The following is an 18,190-nucleotide window of genomic DNA, read 5'->3' as shown; positions in this document are numbered from 1 at the left end:
TCGGCCCTTTTGTTCGAGTGAGACGAGGCGTTCGCCGAGCTTTGGTCTCCGTTCGCGTTCACGACGGAGGTGGTCCACCCATCTCCAGAGCTGGGATCCGCGGACGACGAACGACATGGCTCGGCAGGCGTGGCCTGTCGACCGTGGTACACGTGCCCCCCGCACCACACGGGTACACGGGCCGCACCTTCATCGCGTGCATTCCCAATGTAGGCGGTGCGGCGGCGAATCCATTAATGCCGATTTGATGGGTGGCGTGGCGTCCTTCGCCGGATGCTGCGGAACGGATTTCCAAATGGGAGCGATGGCACGCTTCCCGCTGAGTGCGCGGGCATGTGGATGCGCGCTCTCGTGGGAGGGCTCCTTTTCATGCCGGGCCTCGCGTGCATCGCGACCGCGAGCCCCTACCTTCAAGGCAGGCTGGCCGAGGAGCTCGCGCCCGCGGCGGTTCGCAATTTGGGATGCCTCGATGTGGGCTTCGCGGTAACCCGGCGGCCGGAGGGCGGGCTGCTCGATCTTCATGTTGGCAATCACTGCAAAGAACCCCATCCGCTCGATCTGACGAAGCTGCGGATAGGGACGACGCAGGCGGACGGGCGCGCCGTGTCCGTGGTGCTCCACGATCCGCGCCATGAGATCGAGAAGTTGGATGTCGGCGGGTGCACGCGGGGCCATGAGCAGATTCGGCTCGACGTGGGGGAGGGGGCAGAGCTGGGACCCGAGGTGTGCCTGGATGTCTCGGCCATCGCGCCGGATGCGCCGCACGCGCACCCTGCGCCCATTTGTTTGTCATCCGGGAGCGGAACGTGATGGGGAGATTCGTCGTCGTGAATCGGCTTCGGGCATCGGTGATGGCGCTCGGCCTTTGGTGTCTGGCCCCCGAGGCAAAGGCGGCCCCCGAAGGTTCGTCGGAGGCGTGCGTCGAGGTCAGCTCGATCGTGGGCGAGCAGCGCTGCTCTCGGTATGGCGCCAAGTGGTCGATCCAACGATTGCCGCCGTTCGTCGTGCGGTTCGGGATGCGCGGTAGCCAAATGACCCCGGACAACATGACGTTCGAAGGGACGGTGCACGAAAAGCGACTCGATCGGTACGACTACACGTATCCCGGTCGCGCGCTCGGCGTTTCGTCGTTTCGCGGGCTCGGTGCGGAGCTCGCGGTGAGTTGTTTCGTCAGCGACCAACTCTATGTCGGAGGCGACGGGGCCGTGATGTGGGGCGCATCGCATGCCGACGATTTCACGGTGGACGAGCACCGCGTTGGCCGTCGCGGAACCTTGGATATGACCATGGCCACCTTCGGCACCCACGTCGGTTATCGCTTGCCGCTCGGGCTCCTCTCGCTCCGCGCGGAGATCTTCGGGGGGGCCGGTTGGGTGCAGCTGAGGCAACGCATCGACGGCAACAAGGTGCAATCCGAAGCGGTCCAGCTCGTGATCGAGCCGCGCATCGCGGCCGACGTCTGGGCGACGCAGAACGTCTCGTGGAGCGCGTACGTGGCAAAAGATGTGATCCACCCCCGCAGTTATGGCATGGGCATTTCGGTTACGTGGCACTTCCGAGCGTTCGACGGCCAATTCGCACTTTGGTGAGGCGTCTCTCCCGGCGCGCCTCCGGGAATCTACGCGGCCGGTGACGGTCGGGCGCTTCGCAGGACAAGGGCTCGGAGTTGGGCGCTCCGAGCCCTGGTGCGGATTGGGGCCGCGCGAGCGCTATTCGTTACATACGGGGAGCGAGTTGGTCTCGCTCGCAATGTCGATGTCGCGCGCGTACCCGACGACGCCGGCGACGTCTCCGATGGTCTTGATCCATCGATTCGGGTGCGGGCCGCCGCCGGAGCTTCCAGCCTCTTTGCGGCAGTAGAACCAGCTGGGATTGGTGTTCAGCTGATCCACGCGGGCGTCGTTCTGATAGAGGTACGTGGGAACACGGTTGTTGCACCACCATTTGCCGCCGCTTTGCCAGCAGGGAGCGGCGGCCGCTTCGACATTCTGCTGCGACGAAGCTGCGGCCGTTTTTTCGTCGGCGGCCGGCGATTGCCCTTCGGGCGAATCCGATTGCGCGGCGCAGGCGGAGAGGCCGAGCGTGGCTGCGACAGCTGCGAGAGCGGCCACCTTGAGCGACGATCCCACGGCTCCGAAGTTCGCAAAATGCATAAGATTCATCGAATACCTCCTTGCGAGAAGTGATGATGCATACCGTGCAAATATGGATACGTGAAATAAAAATTCAATACGCTTCTTTTTGGAAGCGCGTGCGTCGCGTCGCGCGCCGTGGCGCGACAAATCCATTTTCATGATCGGGTATCGCGTTTTTCGCGTCGTTATCGTAGTTCGCGGCCCTGGTCCTCGCTCGTTGGGATCGGTTCCGCGCGCTCTCTACTTTTCGTAGATGGCTTGATGACGCCGGGGGCGCGCGCCGTGGGTTCGAGCTCGAGGGCGATTGCGAGGTCGCTCGATGTCGTGGAATCCCCAAAATTGGATTGAAATGGTTTCAACCGGCGTGCTACCGATTCAAACTCGGTAAACCATGCTCGAACGATCGTTCGTTGGGCCGACAGCGTCGGCTCGCCGTAGCAGGAAATGGGCTGGGATACGGCGCGCGCCGGCTCCGGCGGAAATGGCGTTCGTGCGCCGACGACGCTTGTGCTCCGGCCGGGCAGAATCGTTTGCATACGAATGATGTGGCCCGCGATGGGCGAATGCGGGCGCATCGGGCGAGACGCTTGTGCTCCGGCGGAGCAAAATCGTTTGCTAGCGAATCACATGCGGGTGTTCGGCGAGATCATCAAATGATTCGCACACGAATCACATAGGAACCTTCGCTGGGCGAATTCGTCCTAGCTTGGTGCTTCGCCGGTCGTGCGGCTCCAACAGCCCAACCCGCCCCTTGGGAGGCGGGAGCGTGTCCGCAGCTGCATGTGCCCGAATCCGGAGCGCCCGCCGCATCCGCCGGAAATCCGGACCGCCCCCCGTTTTGCGCCTCGAAAATCAGCGAAAGCGCGTGCCGCGATACCGCCTTGGTCGCCGCGCGTTTGTCGCCGGGGACGGCGTTGGGGTGGCCGCGGGCTCCGGCGGAGGTTCGCCGCCGCTGACGGGGAGGCGCCGGCGGATGTAGCGCTCGATGTCCGACAGGAGGGAGCGCTCCTCGCGGTCGCAGAAGGAGATGGCGCGGCCGACGGCGCCGCCGCGGCCCGTGCGGCCGATGCGGTGGACGTAGCTTTCGGCGACGTTGGGGAGGTCGAAGTTGATGACGTGGGAGATGCCATCGACGTCGATGCCGCGGGCCGCGACGTCGGTGGCCACCAGGACGCGGGTGCTGCCGCGGCGGAAGGCGTCGAGGGCGCGCTCGCGGGCGCTCTGGGTCTTGTCGCCGTGAATGGCCAGGGCGGTGATGCCCGCGCGGTCGAGCTGCTCGGAGAGGCGGCTGGCGCCATGCTTGGTGCGGGTGAAGACGAGGGCGCGCTGGACGGAGTCGTCCCGTAGGACGGTTTCGAGCAGGGCGCGCTTGTCGGCGCGGGACACGAACATGACCGACTGATCGACGCTCTCGGCCGTGGTCACCGTGGGCGCGATGGCGATGCGCACGGGATCGCGGAGCATCGTCTTGGCGAGCGCTTCGATGGTGGCCGGCATGGTCGCCGAGAAGAGCAGAATGCGACGATCGCTCGGTAAGGTGGCGAAGATGCGGCGCACGTCGGGCAGAAAGCCCATGTCGAGCATGCGGTCGGCCTCGTCCACCACGAAGTGGGTCACGCCGTCGAGCTTGACCAAGCCCTGCCGGAGCAGGTCCAGCAATCGGCCCGGGGTGGCCACCAGAAGATCCGGCTGCGCGCGCAGCGCGATCTCTTGACGGTGCTGGTTGACGCCGCCGTAGACGACGGTGTGCCGCAAGCGAAGGTAGCGGCCGTAGACGGTGGCGCGCTCGGTGATCTGCGCCGCGAGCTCGCGGGTGGGCGTGAGAACGAGGGCGCGGATGGGTTTTGGGCCTTGCGGTAGGGCCTCGGCCGCGAGCCGCTGCAGAATCGGCAGAACGAAGGCGGCGGTTTTTCCGGTGCCGGTTTGCGCGCACGCGAGCACGTCACGGCCTGCCAGCACGTGCGGGATGACCTCCGCTTGAACGGGAGAGGGGCTCTCGTACCGCTCGTCCACGATGGCGCGAACGATGGGCTCCGAGAGGCCCAGCGCTGCGAATGGAGAGGCGGCGATGGCTTGCGCGATCTCGGGCGTGATGGGGCTCGGGGCCCATACGGGCTCGCGCGGTGCGAGGGCGCCGCGCGCCTTGGCGGCTTGGGGATCGGTGTCGTGGTGGTTGTGGGCGCGGCGTGCAGCGCGACCGCCCGTGCCATGGGGACGGTGGTCGCGACGGGAACTGTGGAAACTCAATGGAGAATGACTCGCTCTCTGTTGGTATGCGGGGCGCGGGTGCGGCTCCCTCGGAGCCACCGCATGGGAAAGGGGTAACAGTAGCCCGATGGCTACGTCACATCCTGCTGACCCAGCGCAAGCCTCGCGAAACGGGTGCGATGGAAGCGGGCAAAGAAAACCGCCCGCGCCAGCGAGATACTGCGCGCTCCCTTTAACCGACGGCACAGCCGCCGTCAAGGGGCCTGTAGCGCGGCGCGGCATCCTTGGGCGCACGAGGGGTCCCGTTCGCCACCGGCGGATGCTATATGCCTGCGCCATGCACGAGACAGGTCCGCAGCCGCAGCCGCAGCCGCAGGTGCAGGGCACGACGCCGAGCGCTGCGCTCGTCACCGGGGGAGGTCGGCGCATCGGTCGAGCCATTGGTTTGGGGCTCGCGCGGCGCGGGTTTCGCGTGGCCGTGCACTACGGCCAATCGCAGGCGGAGGCCGAGGCCGTCGTGGCCGAGATCGCCGCCGAGGGGGGAAAGGCGGTGGCGCTCGGGGCCGATCTGGGGCGCGAGGCCGAGGTGAGCACCTTGCTCGAGCGCGCCATCGAGGCGCTGGGGCCCATCGGCTGCCTGGTGAACAACGCCTCGCGCTTCGAGTACGACAGCGCGCTCAGCGCCACCCGCGATTCGTGGGATCTGCACCTGGAGACCAACCTGCGGGCGCCCTTCGTGCTCATGCAGGCCTTTGCGCGGGAGCTCCCGCCCGCCCACTCGGGTTGCATCATCAATGTGCTCGACGAGCGGGTCTGGAACCTGACCCCGCACTTCGTCTCGTACACCGTGAGCAAGACCGCGCTGTGGACGCTCACGCAAACCATGGCGCTGGCGCTGGCGCCGCGCATTCGGGTCAACGCCATCGGCCCGGGTCCGACCTTGCCGAGCGTCCATCAGTCGCCCGAGCAGTTCGCGCGTCAGGTTCAGCGGCTGCCGCTCCAGCGGGGGGCGAGCCCCGAAGAGATCAGCCACGCCGTGAATTTTCTCCTCGATGCCCCGGCCATGACGGGGCAAATGATCGCCCTGGACGGGGGGCAGCATCTGGGGTGGGCGCAACCGGGGCCGGACGATGCCGCGCGCGATTGACCGCGCTCGATCCCGCCCCCAACCAAGCAAACGGTGAATCGCGACGACCGAGAACGCGAACGACGCGAAGACCGAAAAGAACGCGAAGGCCGAGAAGACCGAGAGTCGAATGAAACGAGGACGAAGCCACGATGGATGAACGAACGACATTGGCCGACGCACGGCAAAGGCTCCGTCACGTGTTCATTCGTGACCTGATGGTCCCTTGTTTCATCGGTGTGCCCGCGCCCGAGCGCGAGCAGGCGCAGCGATTGCGGATCAACCTCGATCTGGCGGTGCGCGAGGAGCCCGGACCTTTGGCCGACGAGCTTCACTCGGTGGTCGACTATGAAAAGATCGTCAAGAAGACGCGCGCGTGCGTTCGCAATGCGCATGTCAAGCTGCTCGAGACCTTGGCCGAGCAAATCATGGCCATTTGCTTGGAGGACGCGCGCGTTCACCTTGCGCGGGTCCGGCTCGAGAAGCTGGACGTTTTTCCGGATTCGACGGCGGGCATCGAGATCGAGCGCCACGGTGCGGCGCTCGGGACGCCCGACCTTCAACGCAGGGCGGAGCCTGGCTGAACGCGGGGAATGGAGAAATCAACGTGGAGATCTTCAAAGAGTTTCGGTTCGAGTCCGCGCATCGTCTGCCGAACACCCCCGAGGGACACAAGTGCCGGAGGTTGCACGGTCACTCGTTTCGGGTGGAGATCCACATCGAGGGGCCGCTGGTGGAGCCGGAGGGTTGGGTGGCCGACTTCGCCGACATCACCGAGGCCTTCGCGCCCCTGCATGCGCGGCTCGATCATCGCTATTTGAACGAAATCGAGGGGCTCGAGAACCCCACGAGCGAGAACCTGGCGCGCTGGATCTGGGACCACCTCAAGCCGGGGCTCGGCAGCTTGAGCCACGTGGTGGTGCGCGAGACCTGCACGTCCGGTTGCATTTATCGTGGCAAGTAGGCGCGGCACGTAACCGTGGTACCGCTGACCATCGACGAGCACTTCCTACCCGACGGCAGCCGGGTAGGAACCCATGTCTCGGCGGCAGACGAGGGGCGCGCGCTTCGGCTCGTGGTCGATGGTGCCCTCGACCACGAGCTCCCCATCGCCGTGCTGGAGCAGGTGATGGCGCGCTACGGAAAGCCGCTCGCCGAGGGCGTGGTGCCGGGCGGACCGCGCATCGAGCTCGGGGATGGACGTGCACTGTGCATGCTTCGCCACCGCGGTCGATACGACGTGATCGCCCGGGATTACCTGGTCTTCGAGCGTCCCGGTGGGCCGCCGTTGGCGGAGCTCTCCACGAGCATTGCGGGGGCGCTTTTGCACCTCGCGCGCGCGGCGGGGATTCGGTCAGATGCGGTCGGCGGCGATGAGTAGGTAGTGAAAGCTGCCCTCGCGGTACGCCGTGAGGAAGGCGTCTTCGACCCCGGTGGCCACCGACGATTTGGCCCTCAGCTTCCAATAGGGGAGGGTCGCCGCGGTGAGATCGACCACATTGATGGGCACCAGGTTGTTGGCGGCGAGCGCCCGAAAGTATTCGCTGCGTGCGTGTACATTGCACGTATAGCGTTCGTCGATTTGAATGACGGCCTTGGAGCGCCCGCCCGTAAGGTCGTTGTAGCAGCCGGTGATGCACACATAGCGGCCGCCGAACTTGAGCAGCCTGGCGAACTCGCGAAATGTCTCGAACAAGTCCACGTACATGGTCGTTTCGTTGGTCCAGATGGCGCGCATCGAGCCCGAGTCGAAGCCGGTGTCGAGCATGTTGCGAAAGTGGAATTGCACCTGGTCGGCCACCCCGCGCTGCCCGGCTTGGTTGTTCGCAAACTCCACCTGGCTGGTGGAAATCGTGACCCCGTCGACCCGGCAACCAAATCGCCGGTTGGCCATGAAGCTCGTGCCGCCCCGCCCCGATCCGGAGTCCAGCAGGCGATCGGACGGCCCGATGTCGCCGAGGTGGTCGAGGAGATAATCGGCCTGCGCCGATTCGAGCCGGTGCAGCTCCGTGATGATCCGCTCGTCGCGGGTCTTCTCCGGGGCCTCCCACACCGACGGATCGACCTCGCCGATGCCGTAGTGGTGATGGAAAAGGCCGTCCACTTCACCGAGCCGAATGTTGACCGGATCGCGCTCGGCGTTCCAATACGCGGCGATGGACTTCTGGTAGGCGGTTCGCAGAACGGGACGGGTTTCGGTGGTCGTTGTCATCGTGGCTGCTGTCCTTTCTCTAGGAACCGGAGCGGGTATCCGTTGGTGCTGGGCTGTCGGCCTGGTGCGGTTTATCCGCGGATTGCTTCGCGTCGTTCGAGTGGTAACGAAGGGTGGTGGCGTGCCATTGACGGCTGCCGCCGCACCACGCCCAGAGATCGGCGAAGAAGCGGCGGAGGTTGGGCGAGCCGGCCAGGCTGAGCGCTCCCGCCTCGGCGACGAAGGCCCGCATCAACTCGTTGTGGATCTCCACGGTGCGGGCGATGGCCTCGCGGTGCGTGCACTTCTCCTCGGCGACGATGGCCTCGGGCAGACTGAGATCGTCGTCCGACTCTTTGGCCGCGGAGTGGATGTCGTTGATCAAGACCGCGGCGAGGCCGATCATCAGAACCGCGCGCCGAACCCCGGGGTGATAGAACTCGTGCGGCAGCAGCTCGTAACCCGCGATGGGGTCGACCAAAATCATCGGGGGCAGGTAGCTGTTGTGTTGCCGGTGCACCAAATACTCCCACACGGACGGGTGCTCCCCGGTCAGACGCCAGCTGGCGTTCTGGTCGAGGGTGGTGAACAAGATGGCCATTTGGTGCTGAAACCGGCCCAACTGCGCGATGGTGGTGTACCTGGCGAGATGTTCCATGCCGCTGCGGAAGGCGCGCGCAATGGGGTGGCTCGCGATGTATTCGTCGACCTGCGGCGCATACTTCACGGGGAGCGCGACGGGGTCCACCACCCCGTAGAGCAGCCCGAATCGGGCGGCGGCCTTGGTCGGGTCGGCGCCGAGCTTCTCTTCGTCGAGGTAATAGTCGTCGGACGCCCACTCGGCGACGACCACCTTCGCGGCCGCCAGCAATCGATCCGGATCGTTGGTGGCGGGGTGCGTGAGCATCATGAGCCGACCAAAATCACACTTTCGCAAATGATCGAGTTGGCCGTGGTATATCCCCATTTGGTCGGCCCATGCCACCAGCTGATCGTTGACCAGCTGCCCCAATGCGGGATCGTCGCGCACGGGGCCCGGACAGAACAGCTCGGGGCTCTCCGGCTGATGGGGGCTCACCCACCGCGCAGATAACTCCAGTTTGGAAAGGGGCTCGCCGCCGTCGGCCGCCGCGGCCTGCTCCTGCGCGCTCCGAACCAGTCGAGCCGCCGAGGTTCCCAGACCCCCCAGACCCCGGGGGCCGGTGATGGCGGGTGCACCGGGCGCACCGAACGCGTTGGGTGATGTGGAGGGCTTGGTTGGCTTGATTGGCGCCGCTTCGCCGTGTGCGGCGCGAACCACTCGGGCCGCCGAGGTACCCAGGCCGATGGGACCGAGGATGGACGGCGCCTTCTCGGACTTTTGCGCGTGGTCCCCCGTGACGAGCGTGAAGAGCTCGGACAGCGCGACCGGTGGAGCACGGCGCATATCCGAAACGAGGGACGACGCAAAGAGCCCCTCGTCGCGCGCTGCGCCATGCATCAGGAGAGTCGACATGCGAGACATGGTCGTTGACACCTTTCTGGTGGTCGCGAATCGACATCGAACGCAAAACTGCCCAGGGGCGGGATGAATTCGAGCCTACGTCGCTCGGGGTGTTCGACAGGGGCGCAAAGCCAGCCAAATCGAATCAGCGTCGTACGCGCGCTTCACGAAACCTGTGCTCACGGCAACGGGCGCCCATCGTTCGTTCGAACGTAAGGCCCCCGGGCTGCAGCGAGAAAACGAAAAACGAGAACGATAAACGTCGCAAGCAGATTCGCGAGCACCGTAGTTCGATAATTCGTGCAACGCAAGACATCTTGCTTGCGTTCCGCGCAATCGGGAACCTGAGCCGCTTACTTGCCTAACGTCACGCGCCGGTGACGTTTGCAGGATCACCGGCCGACGCGCTCACTGCACTTCGTGGACGTTGGATATGCCGATTGGAGATGCTGGATGTTATTGATGCATCGAATCGTTTTTGCACATCGACGAGTCCAGCTTTGCCCATCCGTTTCGACCGGCTCGAGCGCACGTCCGGGAGCGTTTCCGCGAAGACCCACGGCTGGCTCGATCGGGCCGGCGTGGGTTCTTCGCGACCTCAGGCGCGATCCCATCGCTCACGGATCCCGTGGGGGACGGAGCGGAGCGATCGATGGATATCGGACTACGTCGATGGATTCGAAGATGCGAAGTCGAGAAAAAGATTGAATGGCGTGTTTGCGCGCTGCAAGTCGGATTCGTGCGATCGGAACGATAGGCTAACGATGCAACGCCCCCGCGTCCCATACGACCTTTCCGCCAATCACGGTCAGCACGCTGCGCGTGGCCGGGAGCTGGGCGGGGGTGACGCGAAATACGTCTTGGGAGAGAACGGCGAAGTCCGCGAGCATGCCGGGGGCGAGGGTCCCCTTGCGATCGTCGGTAAACTCGGCGAAGGCGGCGCCGCGCGTATAGGCCGTCAGGGCCTGCTCCAGGGTGAGGGCCTCGGAGGGGTTCGTGGGGTGCGTGATCGCGAGGAGTAGATCGAGCCACGGCGTTTGCACCGCGCCGATGGCATCCGTTCCAAACGCGAGCCCGACCCCGGTGCGAAGGAGGGTGCGCAAAGGCTGCATGATCTCCGCGCGCGCCGGCCCGAGGCGCTGGTGCATCAAATCCGGAATGCCGAGATGAAGGGGATTCTGAACGACGATGGCCTCCAAGCGACGCAATCGCGCGATGTGATCCGCATAAATGAGATCGCCGTGCTCGATGCGAAACCGCCGCCCGCGCCATGCGCGCGCGCCAAAACGCGACGCCGCGTCGAGGACCTCGTCGAGCGCCGCGTCGCCCACGGCGTGGAAGATCGGCTGGTCGCGCGCGCGATCGTGCCCGAGGCTGCGCCGGAGCTGGGTGTGCAGCGCGCTCTCCGAGAAATTGAAGATGCCGAAGAAGTCCGGCGCGTCGGCATAGGGCTCGCGCAAGAAGGCATTCCGCTCGAGCGGTGTTCCATCGGTGATCCATTTCAATCCGCCCCACGTCAGCTTGCTGCCGCGGGGCGCGTCGGACGGCGCCGTCTCGCAGGGCTCGTTCGGGGTCAGTGGAAAGCAGATGGAGCGCACGCGCAGCGGAAGATTGGCCGCGCGCAGGACGCTCGCCGTGCGGGCATGGGTGAGCCCCAATGGGATGTCTTGAATGCTCGTGTAACCCAACTGCACGGCGCGCTCGGCGTAGGTGCGGTATACGGTCAAGAGCTCGTCGTCGCGCATGCGGTCGAACAATCGTCGATTCAACCCATGCTCGGCATATTCCTGAACGACGCCCGTGATCACCTGGGTCCCCGGGGCGCGCAGATAGCGGCCGCCAAAGGGATCGGGCTCCGTCTCGTCGATGCCCAGCATCCGCATCGCCGCCGTGTTGATGACCGTTCCATGCCCCGTCCACGAGCGAAGAATCACGGGGTGATCGGGCGACGCCGGATCGAGCGCCGCGCGCGTGGCGGTCGGATCGGCCAGGATCGCATCCCCGATCATGACCACCAGCAAGGTCCCCGGCGGGTTGGCGCGCACGCCATCGCGCACCAGCGCGAGCACGGCATCGAGGCGTGGCCCGGGACCCGGTACGAAGCTGGTGTCGTTCAGGCGCTTGCCGGGGATGCCCAGCACGTGCGTGTGCGCGTCATGGATCCCGGGCACCACCGTTCGCCCCTCGAGATCCACGCGCTCGAACCACGATCCGCGCGCGCCGTCGTCCGCGCCGTGGTCCGAGCCGGCGAACACGATCCACTCCCCGCACACCCCGAGGGCGTTGGCCCACGGCTGCCGCGGATCCCCCGTGAAGATCCGGCCATGGTGGTACAAGGTGCACGCGGCTCCGCCGCCCGCGGGGTGCGGGTCGAGCGAAGCCGGGCGCGTGGCGATTGTCTCCGTTGGGGTCCCCGTCGGTGCGGTTTGGCCTTCGCAGCCGCTAGCCAGCACGCCAAGCAAGCCGAGAGAGCCGGCCAACGGCAGCGTCGATAACGTCGACAGCGAAAGCGCAATGCCCAGGACCGACCGCGCGCGCGTGGAAAAGGAGGTGCTGCTCGTTGCATGTGGTTGCGTAGGTACCATTGCAGCGGCTATTCCGATCTCGTTGAGGTTTCTCCTTTCGTACCTAATCGGAAATGCGATGGAGTGCCACTGCGATTGCGACGGCTATGGCTTGTAGAAGGAGAGATCGTGGGCTTTGCCGAGACGCGCGCGGCCAATGGTGGCGAGAATGTGATCGTCGTTGTCGTGGCGGACGTAAAAGGACAAATCGCGAAGGATGCGCTCGACCGGGCTGGGACGGATCAAGCAGCGCGCGCCGCACGCGCGGATGCAGTGCTCCACCGTCTGCAGCGCCAGGTGCTCCACCACGTGGCGCGCGCGGGAGCCCGCGAGCTGCGCCTCGGCGCGCGGCCCTCGGTCCCAGAGATCGGCCACGTGCTGTAGCCATAAATCGGCCGTCTCCACCGCGACCGACATGGCACCCACACGCTGTTGGACATACGGATCGCTGCTCTTGTCTTGCTGCGCAATGTACTGCAACGCTTCGCGGTATGCCGCCTCGGCCGCGCCGAGGAAGCTCGCGGCATAATGCGGTATGAAGGCGGTTTGCCATCCCTCGCGCATATACGCTCCAGGTTCGCCGATGCGGTTGGCGTCGGGAATGCGCGTCTGGTGAAAGCGGACGAGATGGCTCACGGTGGCGCGCATGCCGATGGGGTCCCACCACGAGCCATCCACGGAGATGCTGGGATCGGACAGATCACATGCCAGCATGAATACCGTCTCCGGTGATTCGGAGTGACGCGCCCCGCCGGGGCCTGCGCTGTCGACCAAGAGGATCGCCCAGTTGGCGCCGTTCGCGCTGGTGGCAAAGATCTTCGTTCCATCGACGATCCAGTCGTCGCCCTCCCGGCGAACATGTGTGCCGATGCGGCGCGTCTCGCCCTTGCCAGGCTTGGGCTCCCCGCTCCAGGCGACCCACGTTTCGCCGCGCTCCACGACGCCGCGGAACCAGCGCTCTTTCTGGCCGCTCGAGGCCATGGCGTCCAGCAGCACCATGGAGTTGGCGTGCCCCTCCCAGCAGCGGGCCAGCGAAAGATCGGCGGTCGCGAGCAGCCGCGTCATCCTCCATAGGACATACGTATTTCCCTGGAGCGGCCCGAGCCCCAGGCCGCCGTACTCGCGGGGCGCGGTGGGGGCGTGCAAGCCGGCGGCGAACAGATCGTCGAAGTCCTCCTTGGGAAACGAGGCGGTTCGGTCGTAACCGTCCGCGCGCGCGGCAAACGCTTTGGTGAGCGAGCCGAGTCGTCGGAGGAGCCGCGCGTGCTCCTCGTGGATGTTGGCGATCATGGTGTCCTCACCGCGGTAGACGGTAGAAGTGTTGCCGCGTGAGGTAGCGCGCGCGGGGGCTGTCGTCGGTAAAGGTGGTGGCGGCCTCGAAGGTCAAGAGACCCCGGTTGACATAGCCGTAGAGCACCACCCGCTGGAATCGAAGATCGAAGGCGGCGATGAGGCCGATGGCCCGCGTGCGCGCGACATCGTCGGAGAGCACGGTGGCCGCGGCGGAGCCCCATTCGAGCAGGCCGCTGTCGCTCGCGCCAAAAGGACGAACGGTGAGCGCGTCGCCCGCGCGCGCGAGCTCGGCGCGGAGGATGCCGCGCGAGGTTCGATCGAAGTTGACCCAGGTGCCGAGCAGCGGCGCGAGCTCGATCACGGGGCCCGTCTCTCTTCGGTTGGTGCCGATGTGCACGGGGCGAGCGAAGCGATCGCGCTCCCGGCTCACGGAGCCGGCGGGGCCCGTGGGGTTTGCAGGATCAACGGGATGGCTGGGATGCATGCGGCACCTCCGTCAGATAAAAGAACTCGCGGGTCCAATAATCCGCGCGACCGCTGCGATCGAGGAATACGTTGTAGGTGGTCGTTACCAAATCGCCCAATTTGATGTACGAGACAATCGTCGTTCGCAGAAAACCGAAATCGTAGGTGGCCGTAAAACCCCATGCCTCGCGGGACGACACGTCGGGGGCGTACGCCACGGCCTCGATTTCACCCCAATCCTTGGGCTCGGGCGAGCCGGTGCCGAGCGCGCGCACCCGAAGACCGCCCTTTTTTTCGGTGAGATCCATGCGCAGGATCCCGCCCGACTCGCCCTCGTCGGCGTTTTGCCAAATGCCGAGGATGGGGCTCCGATCGAGCTCCGAAGGGGGTCGCATCTCGTGAGGTCCGGCCTTCGCCGGGAGATCCTCGCTCCGCAGAAAGGGCAGAGCAAGCCCATCGACCTGTGCCTTTGGGACGTCTACACGACTCGTTTCCATGGGTGGAATTCCTTTCTTCAGTTGCCATTGCTCGAGAGCACGATCCGGGCATCGCGGACGGGCATGCGCCGCCCGGTCATCTTTTGAAACTGCTCGGCGGCGTCGGCCGAGAGCATCGCCCAGCCGTCGATGATCACCAGCCGCCGATCGGTCCGCGCGCGGGCCGCCGCCACCAGCGCGGTCTCCTTGGCCCCGTAGCCCATATCGAGGAGGACGGTGCCCTCCGAGAGCTGCTCGACGGCGAACGGCGCCTCGTCGCGCAAGGTGGTAGCGTGCACGATGAGCGAATAGTTCTCCGGCGCGAAATTCCGCAGGGGAACGTAGGTGAGCCCGAGCAGCTGCGCGGCGTAGTGACCGCGCTCCGCGCCGCGGTTGATCACGTCGGGCCGCACGCCGGACTTGAGGAGCGTCCACGCCGCCGCGCGACCCGCCCCGCCGCAGCCGATCACGGCGGCCTTTTGGCCCGCGAGCCGAACCCCCGCGCTGCGCAACGCGCCGAGGACGCCCGCGGCGTTGGTCGAGTGCGCGCGCCAGCCGTGGCGGGTGCGCACCAAGAGGTTGGCGGCGCCCGAGTGGGTGGCCACCTTGCTCGCCCGCGCGCCCGCGCCCAGCGCCGCCTCCTTGTGCGGGCTGACCACGGTGAGGCCGTCCAAGGAAAATCCGAGCTCGCCGAGCCCGTCCACCACCTTCGACCAGAACGGGCCGAAGTCGTCGACCGGCATGGGCACGTAAAGGGCAGGGAACCCGATGGCCCGATATCCTGTATTGTGCAGCTTGGGCGACATCGATGCACCGGCCGAACGGCCGACGATGGCAAAGAGGTGCTTCAAGGGTAGGAGCGCCGGCAAGCGATAATCCGATGTCAGCTGGTCCACCGTGGGGACGAACTCGTCATTGCCATGGAGGCGGCCGTAGACGATGGGCGCCCCCAGGCGCGGCGCCAGCAAGCGGCTCCAGATCCCGGCGCGCGCCGTTCCGAAGGCGGTGACGTCGGAGCGGCGCAGTCGTTTGAGCAGCTGCAGCGGGACCAGCGCATCCTCCGCCGATCGAATGTCCGGGGCGAGCAGGTAAAGGCGCGCGGGGGTGCGGGCCATGCGCTCGAACTGCGCGGTCAAGGTGCGCATATCGCAGCCGGTGCCGTGCCAGGAGATGCGGCGGCGGTGCGGCGGGATGCGGGCCAGGATGTCCGGGGTGAGATCGCGGTCGGCCTCCAGATCGATCACGTCGTAGTGCTCGAGCGCGCCGAGGAGCCTTCGCGCGCGCTCCCTCGCGTCGCCTTCGAAGGCGCCGCCGGCGCGAACGCTGCGGAGGTTGTACGAGAGCTCTCCGGTCGCGCGCGCCCGCGTGCGCAGGAGCGCTGGATCGACGTCGTGAACGAGATCGGCGCGTACTTCGATGTCGCCGGCGATGCGCAGCTCGTGACCGTCGCGCGAGGGCTTGCTCGTCAGGGTGGTCACCACCGAGCACTGCCCCACCTCGACGTGGTTCGCGAAGACCGGACGCGCCGGATCGGAGATCGCATGTTCGGGGCTGGACAGGTTGCTCATCGGACCAACATTCCCGGGCTATGAACGTGATGGACGGGACGGACGTGATGGACGGGACGGACGCGCTCATGCTCACGTTCACGCGCGCCCTCATCGAGGCGAGGCACTGCAAGCGGGCGTACCTCGCGAAGCCGGTTCCACGCGACATGGTGGCGCACGTGCTCCGCGTGGCGGCGAACGCGCCCTCGTCGCGCAACGGCCAGCCTTGGCGAATCGCCGTGGTGAGCGGCGCGGCGCGCGATGCGCTGTCGCGGGCGCTCTGCGCGGAGCTCGAGCGAGGCGCGCCGCCCGCGCCGGATTACGCGAACCGTCCGCCGGTGCTCGATCCCATCGCCGAGCGGCGCGCGGCCGTGGCCGGCGAGGGCGTGCTCTCGGCCAAGGGCATCGCGCGCGACGATGCCGCGGGCCGCCGCGCGCACCAGCGCGACAACATGCGGTTTCACGGGGCGCCTCTGGAGATGATCCTGCATTTGCCAAAGGGCGCGCCGCCGGGGCACTTTCTCGACGCGGGGTTCTTTCTCCAAAACGTCATGCTGGCGTTGGTCGCCTGCGGGCTCGGGAGCTGCCCTCAGTTCAGCGTCGCCGGTTATGCGGACGCGATTCGAAAGCAGCTCGGCCTCTTGCCCGATCGCATCGTGGTGTGCGGGCTCGCCGTGGGCTACCCCGACGAGGCCGTCCCCGTGAACCGATTCGTGCCTCCGCGCGCGGAGCTCGAGGAGTACGTGACGTGGCATGATCACGCGCCCCCCGAGAACACGGCGCGCGAATAGCGGCCGAGCCGCGATCGCCAGGGCGATGGGAGGTGCTCCAGCACGCGCGCGCGCACCAGCTCTTGGATTCGGAGCGCGCAATCCAAGTACGATTGGGCGGAGTCGCCGTGGGGCTCCGCCACGTCCTCGCGGGGATCGAGGCAGAAGACGCGCGCGGACACATAAGGCGCCATCTCGACGACGGCCGCGCGGTGCGCCCGCGTCATGCAGTACACGGCGGCGCTGCCCGCGCACAACGCGGGGGTGAGCGGCCGCGACGCGTGGGCGGGCACCGGCACATTCATCTGGCGCAGCACCGAGGCGGCCTCCTGCGGGAGCGGCCTCCCCGGCTCGCGGACCGCGACCCCCGCGCTCTCCACCTGCACGCGATGTCCCGCGCCGGCGGCGGCGAGCTCCACCCCCGCCACCGCCGCGGCGATGGGCGAGCGAATGGTGTTGCCGCCGCACACGAACAACAGCACCTTGGGCACCTGGGCGCGGGCGAGGAGCCGTTGCTCGATGGAGGGATAGCTGAGGGCAAAGGCCGCGCACACCACGCACACGGTGGCCGCGAGCTGCGCGCCGCTGGGCGGGGGCATTCCGTAGAGGGCGTTGAGCCCGAGCGAGGCCGCGACCCCGGCCAGGATGCTCGAGCACACGTGCACGGGCATGCAGAACGAATACTCGCGGGGGTCGAGGAAAATAAGGGTGGTACAGACGAACAAGCCCTCGTAGAGCACGCCGATGAGCAGGGCGGGCCACGCCGCGGGCGAGAACAAGAACGTGGTGAACCCCTCGCGCAGCGCGCGCGACGCATCGCCGATGCCGATGAGCGCCCCCAACCCCAGGAGCGCCACCAGGAACACCGGCGTGGCCATGTGCTCTTCCACCAGGTAGCGGCGATCGAGGGCGTGCTGGCCGCCCTTGGCGTGGCGGCTCATGATGAGAAAACGGTTCGCATATCCAACCATGTACGCGAGCAAGCTGAGAACCGCCGTGACGGTCAGTTGGTAGTTGTGCACATCGGAGAGGGCGACCACCGCCGAGAGCAGGCTCAAACCGATGGCGATCCAGGAGTGCACCGGGATGGCGCGGGCGCGCGCGAGATCGACCGCCGGCGAGACGATGAGCGTTTCGATGCGCATCAGGACCAACATCAGGAGGATCGACACGCCTGGAAAGGTGAAGTTCAAGGTGGTCGTGCCCACGATCCACGCCATCCAAAAGGCCGATGCCGCGGTCTCGCGGCCGGGGAAGGGGATTGACCCTCCACGCCGTCCAAAAAAGGTGCGCCGGCGCGCGTACTTCCACCATCCGAGGAGGGTGAGGGTCAGCGGCATGGCGCAGAGCGTTCCAAGGGCCGCCGCGGGCAAGAGCACGAACCCTCCAACCGGCCCGTGGGTCGCGCCGAAGAGGCCGCCCGACATCGCTTTTGCCACCGCGCTGTAGGGCGTGTACCAGAGGAAATAAAGGAGGCCGAGGCCGAACATGCCAATACGGCGGGCAGGGGGCGTCACAGTAACCTCGTTGGATTGGAATGATTGGAACGAGGAGCAGCTGAACGTTGCTCCATGTTTGGCAAATAGATTTCGATCTATGATTGAAATGCCATCGCCGCGGTCGATCGCCATCGCCGCGCGCGCTATCGTTCGAAAGGATGATTCCGGATCCTACCCGCACCGCGACCGTAAGGGAGCGGTGAGCCGGCGTGGCGAAGATCCGCCCTTGAATCGACTTGAATCGACAAGACGAGAAGAGCGGGCGTTCCGAGCCTCACCGCTCCGTTACGGTCGCGGTACTGGGTGCTGCGATCGAATGTTCGATTGAGATTCGCCACCCGTCACGAGGTGGTGAATATTTAAATGTTATTTACGATCTGATAAATATCGAATTGACGCGAATCAACACGAACCGACAGCGATAGTGATGGGA

17 protein-coding genes are annotated in these 18,190 nt (G+C 66.3%); 7 read left to right on the top strand and 10 right to left on the bottom strand.

What is annotated here, in order from left to right; all coding sequences use genetic code 11:
* Positions 1–369: 369 nt before the first annotated feature.
* Both LZC94_22025 and LZC94_22020 read left to right on the top strand, forming a co-directional pair.
* Entirely contained in the window at positions 370–810 is a 441-nt protein-coding gene (locus LZC94_22025) for a hypothetical protein (GenBank protein WXB19889.1), read from the top strand.
* A 17-nt stretch (positions 811–827) separates the two neighbouring features.
* On the top strand, positions 828–1,589 hold the full coding sequence (locus LZC94_22020; GenBank protein WXB19888.1) for a hypothetical protein: 762 nt from the start codon (positions 828–830) through the stop codon (positions 1,587–1,589).
* Between the two features lie 120 nt (positions 1,590–1,709).
* On the opposite strand, the gene LZC94_22015 is transcribed toward LZC94_22020, so the two are convergent.
* Together LZC94_22015 and LZC94_22010 are read right to left on the bottom strand one after the other, a co-directional pair.
* Positions 1,710–2,162, bottom strand: a complete 453-nt coding sequence (locus LZC94_22015; protein WXB19887.1) for a hypothetical protein — start codon at positions 2,160–2,162, stop codon at positions 1,710–1,712.
* A gap of 825 nt (positions 2,163–2,987) precedes the next feature.
* On the bottom strand, positions 2,988–4,382 hold the full coding sequence (locus tag LZC94_22010; protein ID WXB19886.1) for a DEAD/DEAH box helicase: 1,395 nt from the start codon (positions 4,380–4,382) through the stop codon (positions 2,988–2,990).
* A 298-nt stretch (positions 4,383–4,680) separates the two neighbouring features.
* Here LZC94_22010 and LZC94_22005 point away from each other — a divergent pair, with 298 nt between their 5' ends.
* From LZC94_22005 to LZC94_21990, 4 genes are all read left to right on the top strand, one after another.
* Positions 4,681–5,490 carry an SDR family oxidoreductase gene (locus LZC94_22005; GenBank protein ID WXB19885.1) on the top strand — a complete coding sequence of 270 codons (810 nt, stop codon included), beginning with the start codon at positions 4,681–4,683 and terminating at the stop codon, positions 5,488–5,490.
* Positions 5,491–5,621: 131 nt separating this feature from the next.
* A complete protein-coding gene (locus LZC94_22000; protein WXB19884.1) occupies positions 5,622–6,053 on the top strand; it encodes a dihydroneopterin aldolase in 432 nt (143 codons plus the stop codon).
* A gap of 17 nt (positions 6,054–6,070) precedes the next feature.
* Positions 6,071–6,433, top strand: coding sequence for a 6-carboxytetrahydropterin synthase QueD (gene queD / locus LZC94_21995; GenBank protein ID WXB20226.1), 363 nt, complete (start codon positions 6,071–6,073; stop codon positions 6,431–6,433).
* Between the two features lie 15 nt (positions 6,434–6,448).
* Positions 6,449–6,850: a hypothetical protein gene (locus tag LZC94_21990; protein ID WXB19883.1), complete on the top strand. Its 402-nt coding sequence runs from the start codon at positions 6,449–6,451 to the stop codon at positions 6,848–6,850.
* On the opposite strand, the gene LZC94_21985 is transcribed toward LZC94_21990, so the two are convergent.
* The 7 genes from LZC94_21985 to LZC94_21955 all read right to left on the bottom strand — a co-directional run bounded on the left by LZC94_21985 (position 6,824) and on the right by LZC94_21955 (position 15,509).
* On the bottom strand, positions 6,824–7,681 hold the full coding sequence (locus LZC94_21985) for a methyltransferase domain-containing protein (protein WXB19882.1): 858 nt from the start codon (positions 7,679–7,681) through the stop codon (positions 6,824–6,826). The two genes, LZC94_21990 and LZC94_21985, sit on opposite strands and share 27 nt — an antisense overlap.
* A 19-nt stretch (positions 7,682–7,700) precedes the next feature.
* Positions 7,701–9,155 (bottom strand): hypothetical protein, encoded by a 1,455-nt coding sequence (locus tag LZC94_21980; protein ID WXB19881.1) that lies wholly within the window; start codon positions 9,153–9,155, stop codon positions 7,701–7,703.
* 746 nt (positions 9,156–9,901) lie between these two features.
* Positions 9,902–11,596 carry an amidohydrolase gene (locus LZC94_21975; protein WXB19880.1) on the bottom strand — a complete coding sequence of 565 codons (1,695 nt, stop codon included), beginning with the start codon at positions 11,594–11,596 and terminating at the stop codon, positions 9,902–9,904.
* A 216-nt stretch (positions 11,597–11,812) separates the two neighbouring features.
* Positions 11,813–12,997 (bottom strand): acyl-CoA/acyl-ACP dehydrogenase, encoded by a 1,185-nt coding sequence (locus tag LZC94_21970; GenBank protein WXB19879.1) that lies wholly within the window; start codon positions 12,995–12,997, stop codon positions 11,813–11,815.
* A gap of 7 nt (positions 12,998–13,004) precedes the next feature.
* Complete coding sequence (locus LZC94_21965; protein ID WXB19878.1) at positions 13,005–13,484, bottom strand: hypothetical protein; 480 nt, start codon at positions 13,482–13,484, stop codon at positions 13,005–13,007.
* Complete coding sequence (locus tag LZC94_21960; GenBank protein WXB19877.1) at positions 13,462–13,962, bottom strand: hypothetical protein; 501 nt, start codon at positions 13,960–13,962, stop codon at positions 13,462–13,464. The genes LZC94_21965 and LZC94_21960 overlap by 23 nt, the downstream gene beginning before the upstream one ends.
* Positions 13,963–13,979: 17 nt before the next feature.
* Positions 13,980–15,509, bottom strand: a complete 1,530-nt coding sequence (locus LZC94_21955; GenBank protein ID WXB19876.1) for a type I 3-dehydroquinate dehydratase — start codon at positions 15,507–15,509, stop codon at positions 13,980–13,982.
* 20 nt (positions 15,510–15,529) lie between these two features.
* Between LZC94_21955 and LZC94_21950 the strand changes: the two genes are divergently transcribed.
* Positions 15,530–16,279 (top strand): nitroreductase, encoded by a 750-nt coding sequence (locus tag LZC94_21950; GenBank protein WXB19875.1) that lies wholly within the window; start codon positions 15,530–15,532, stop codon positions 16,277–16,279.
* On the opposite strand, the gene LZC94_21945 is transcribed toward LZC94_21950, so the two are convergent.
* The gene (locus LZC94_21945) at positions 16,246–17,775 is read right to left on the bottom strand and encodes a hypothetical protein (protein ID WXB19874.1); all 1,530 of its coding nucleotides are present in this window, start codon (positions 17,773–17,775) and stop codon (positions 16,246–16,248) included. The genes LZC94_21950 and LZC94_21945 overlap by 34 nt on opposite strands.
* Positions 17,776–18,190 lie beyond the last annotated feature (415 nt).

Source organism: Sorangiineae bacterium MSr11954 (assembly GCA_037157815.1).
Taxonomy (GTDB): Bacteria; Myxococcota_A; Polyangia; order Polyangiales; family Polyangiaceae; genus Pendulispora; species Pendulispora albinea.
Note: the sequence above shows the minus strand (reverse complement) of the source record. Positions and strands in the feature narration are given on the sequence as shown.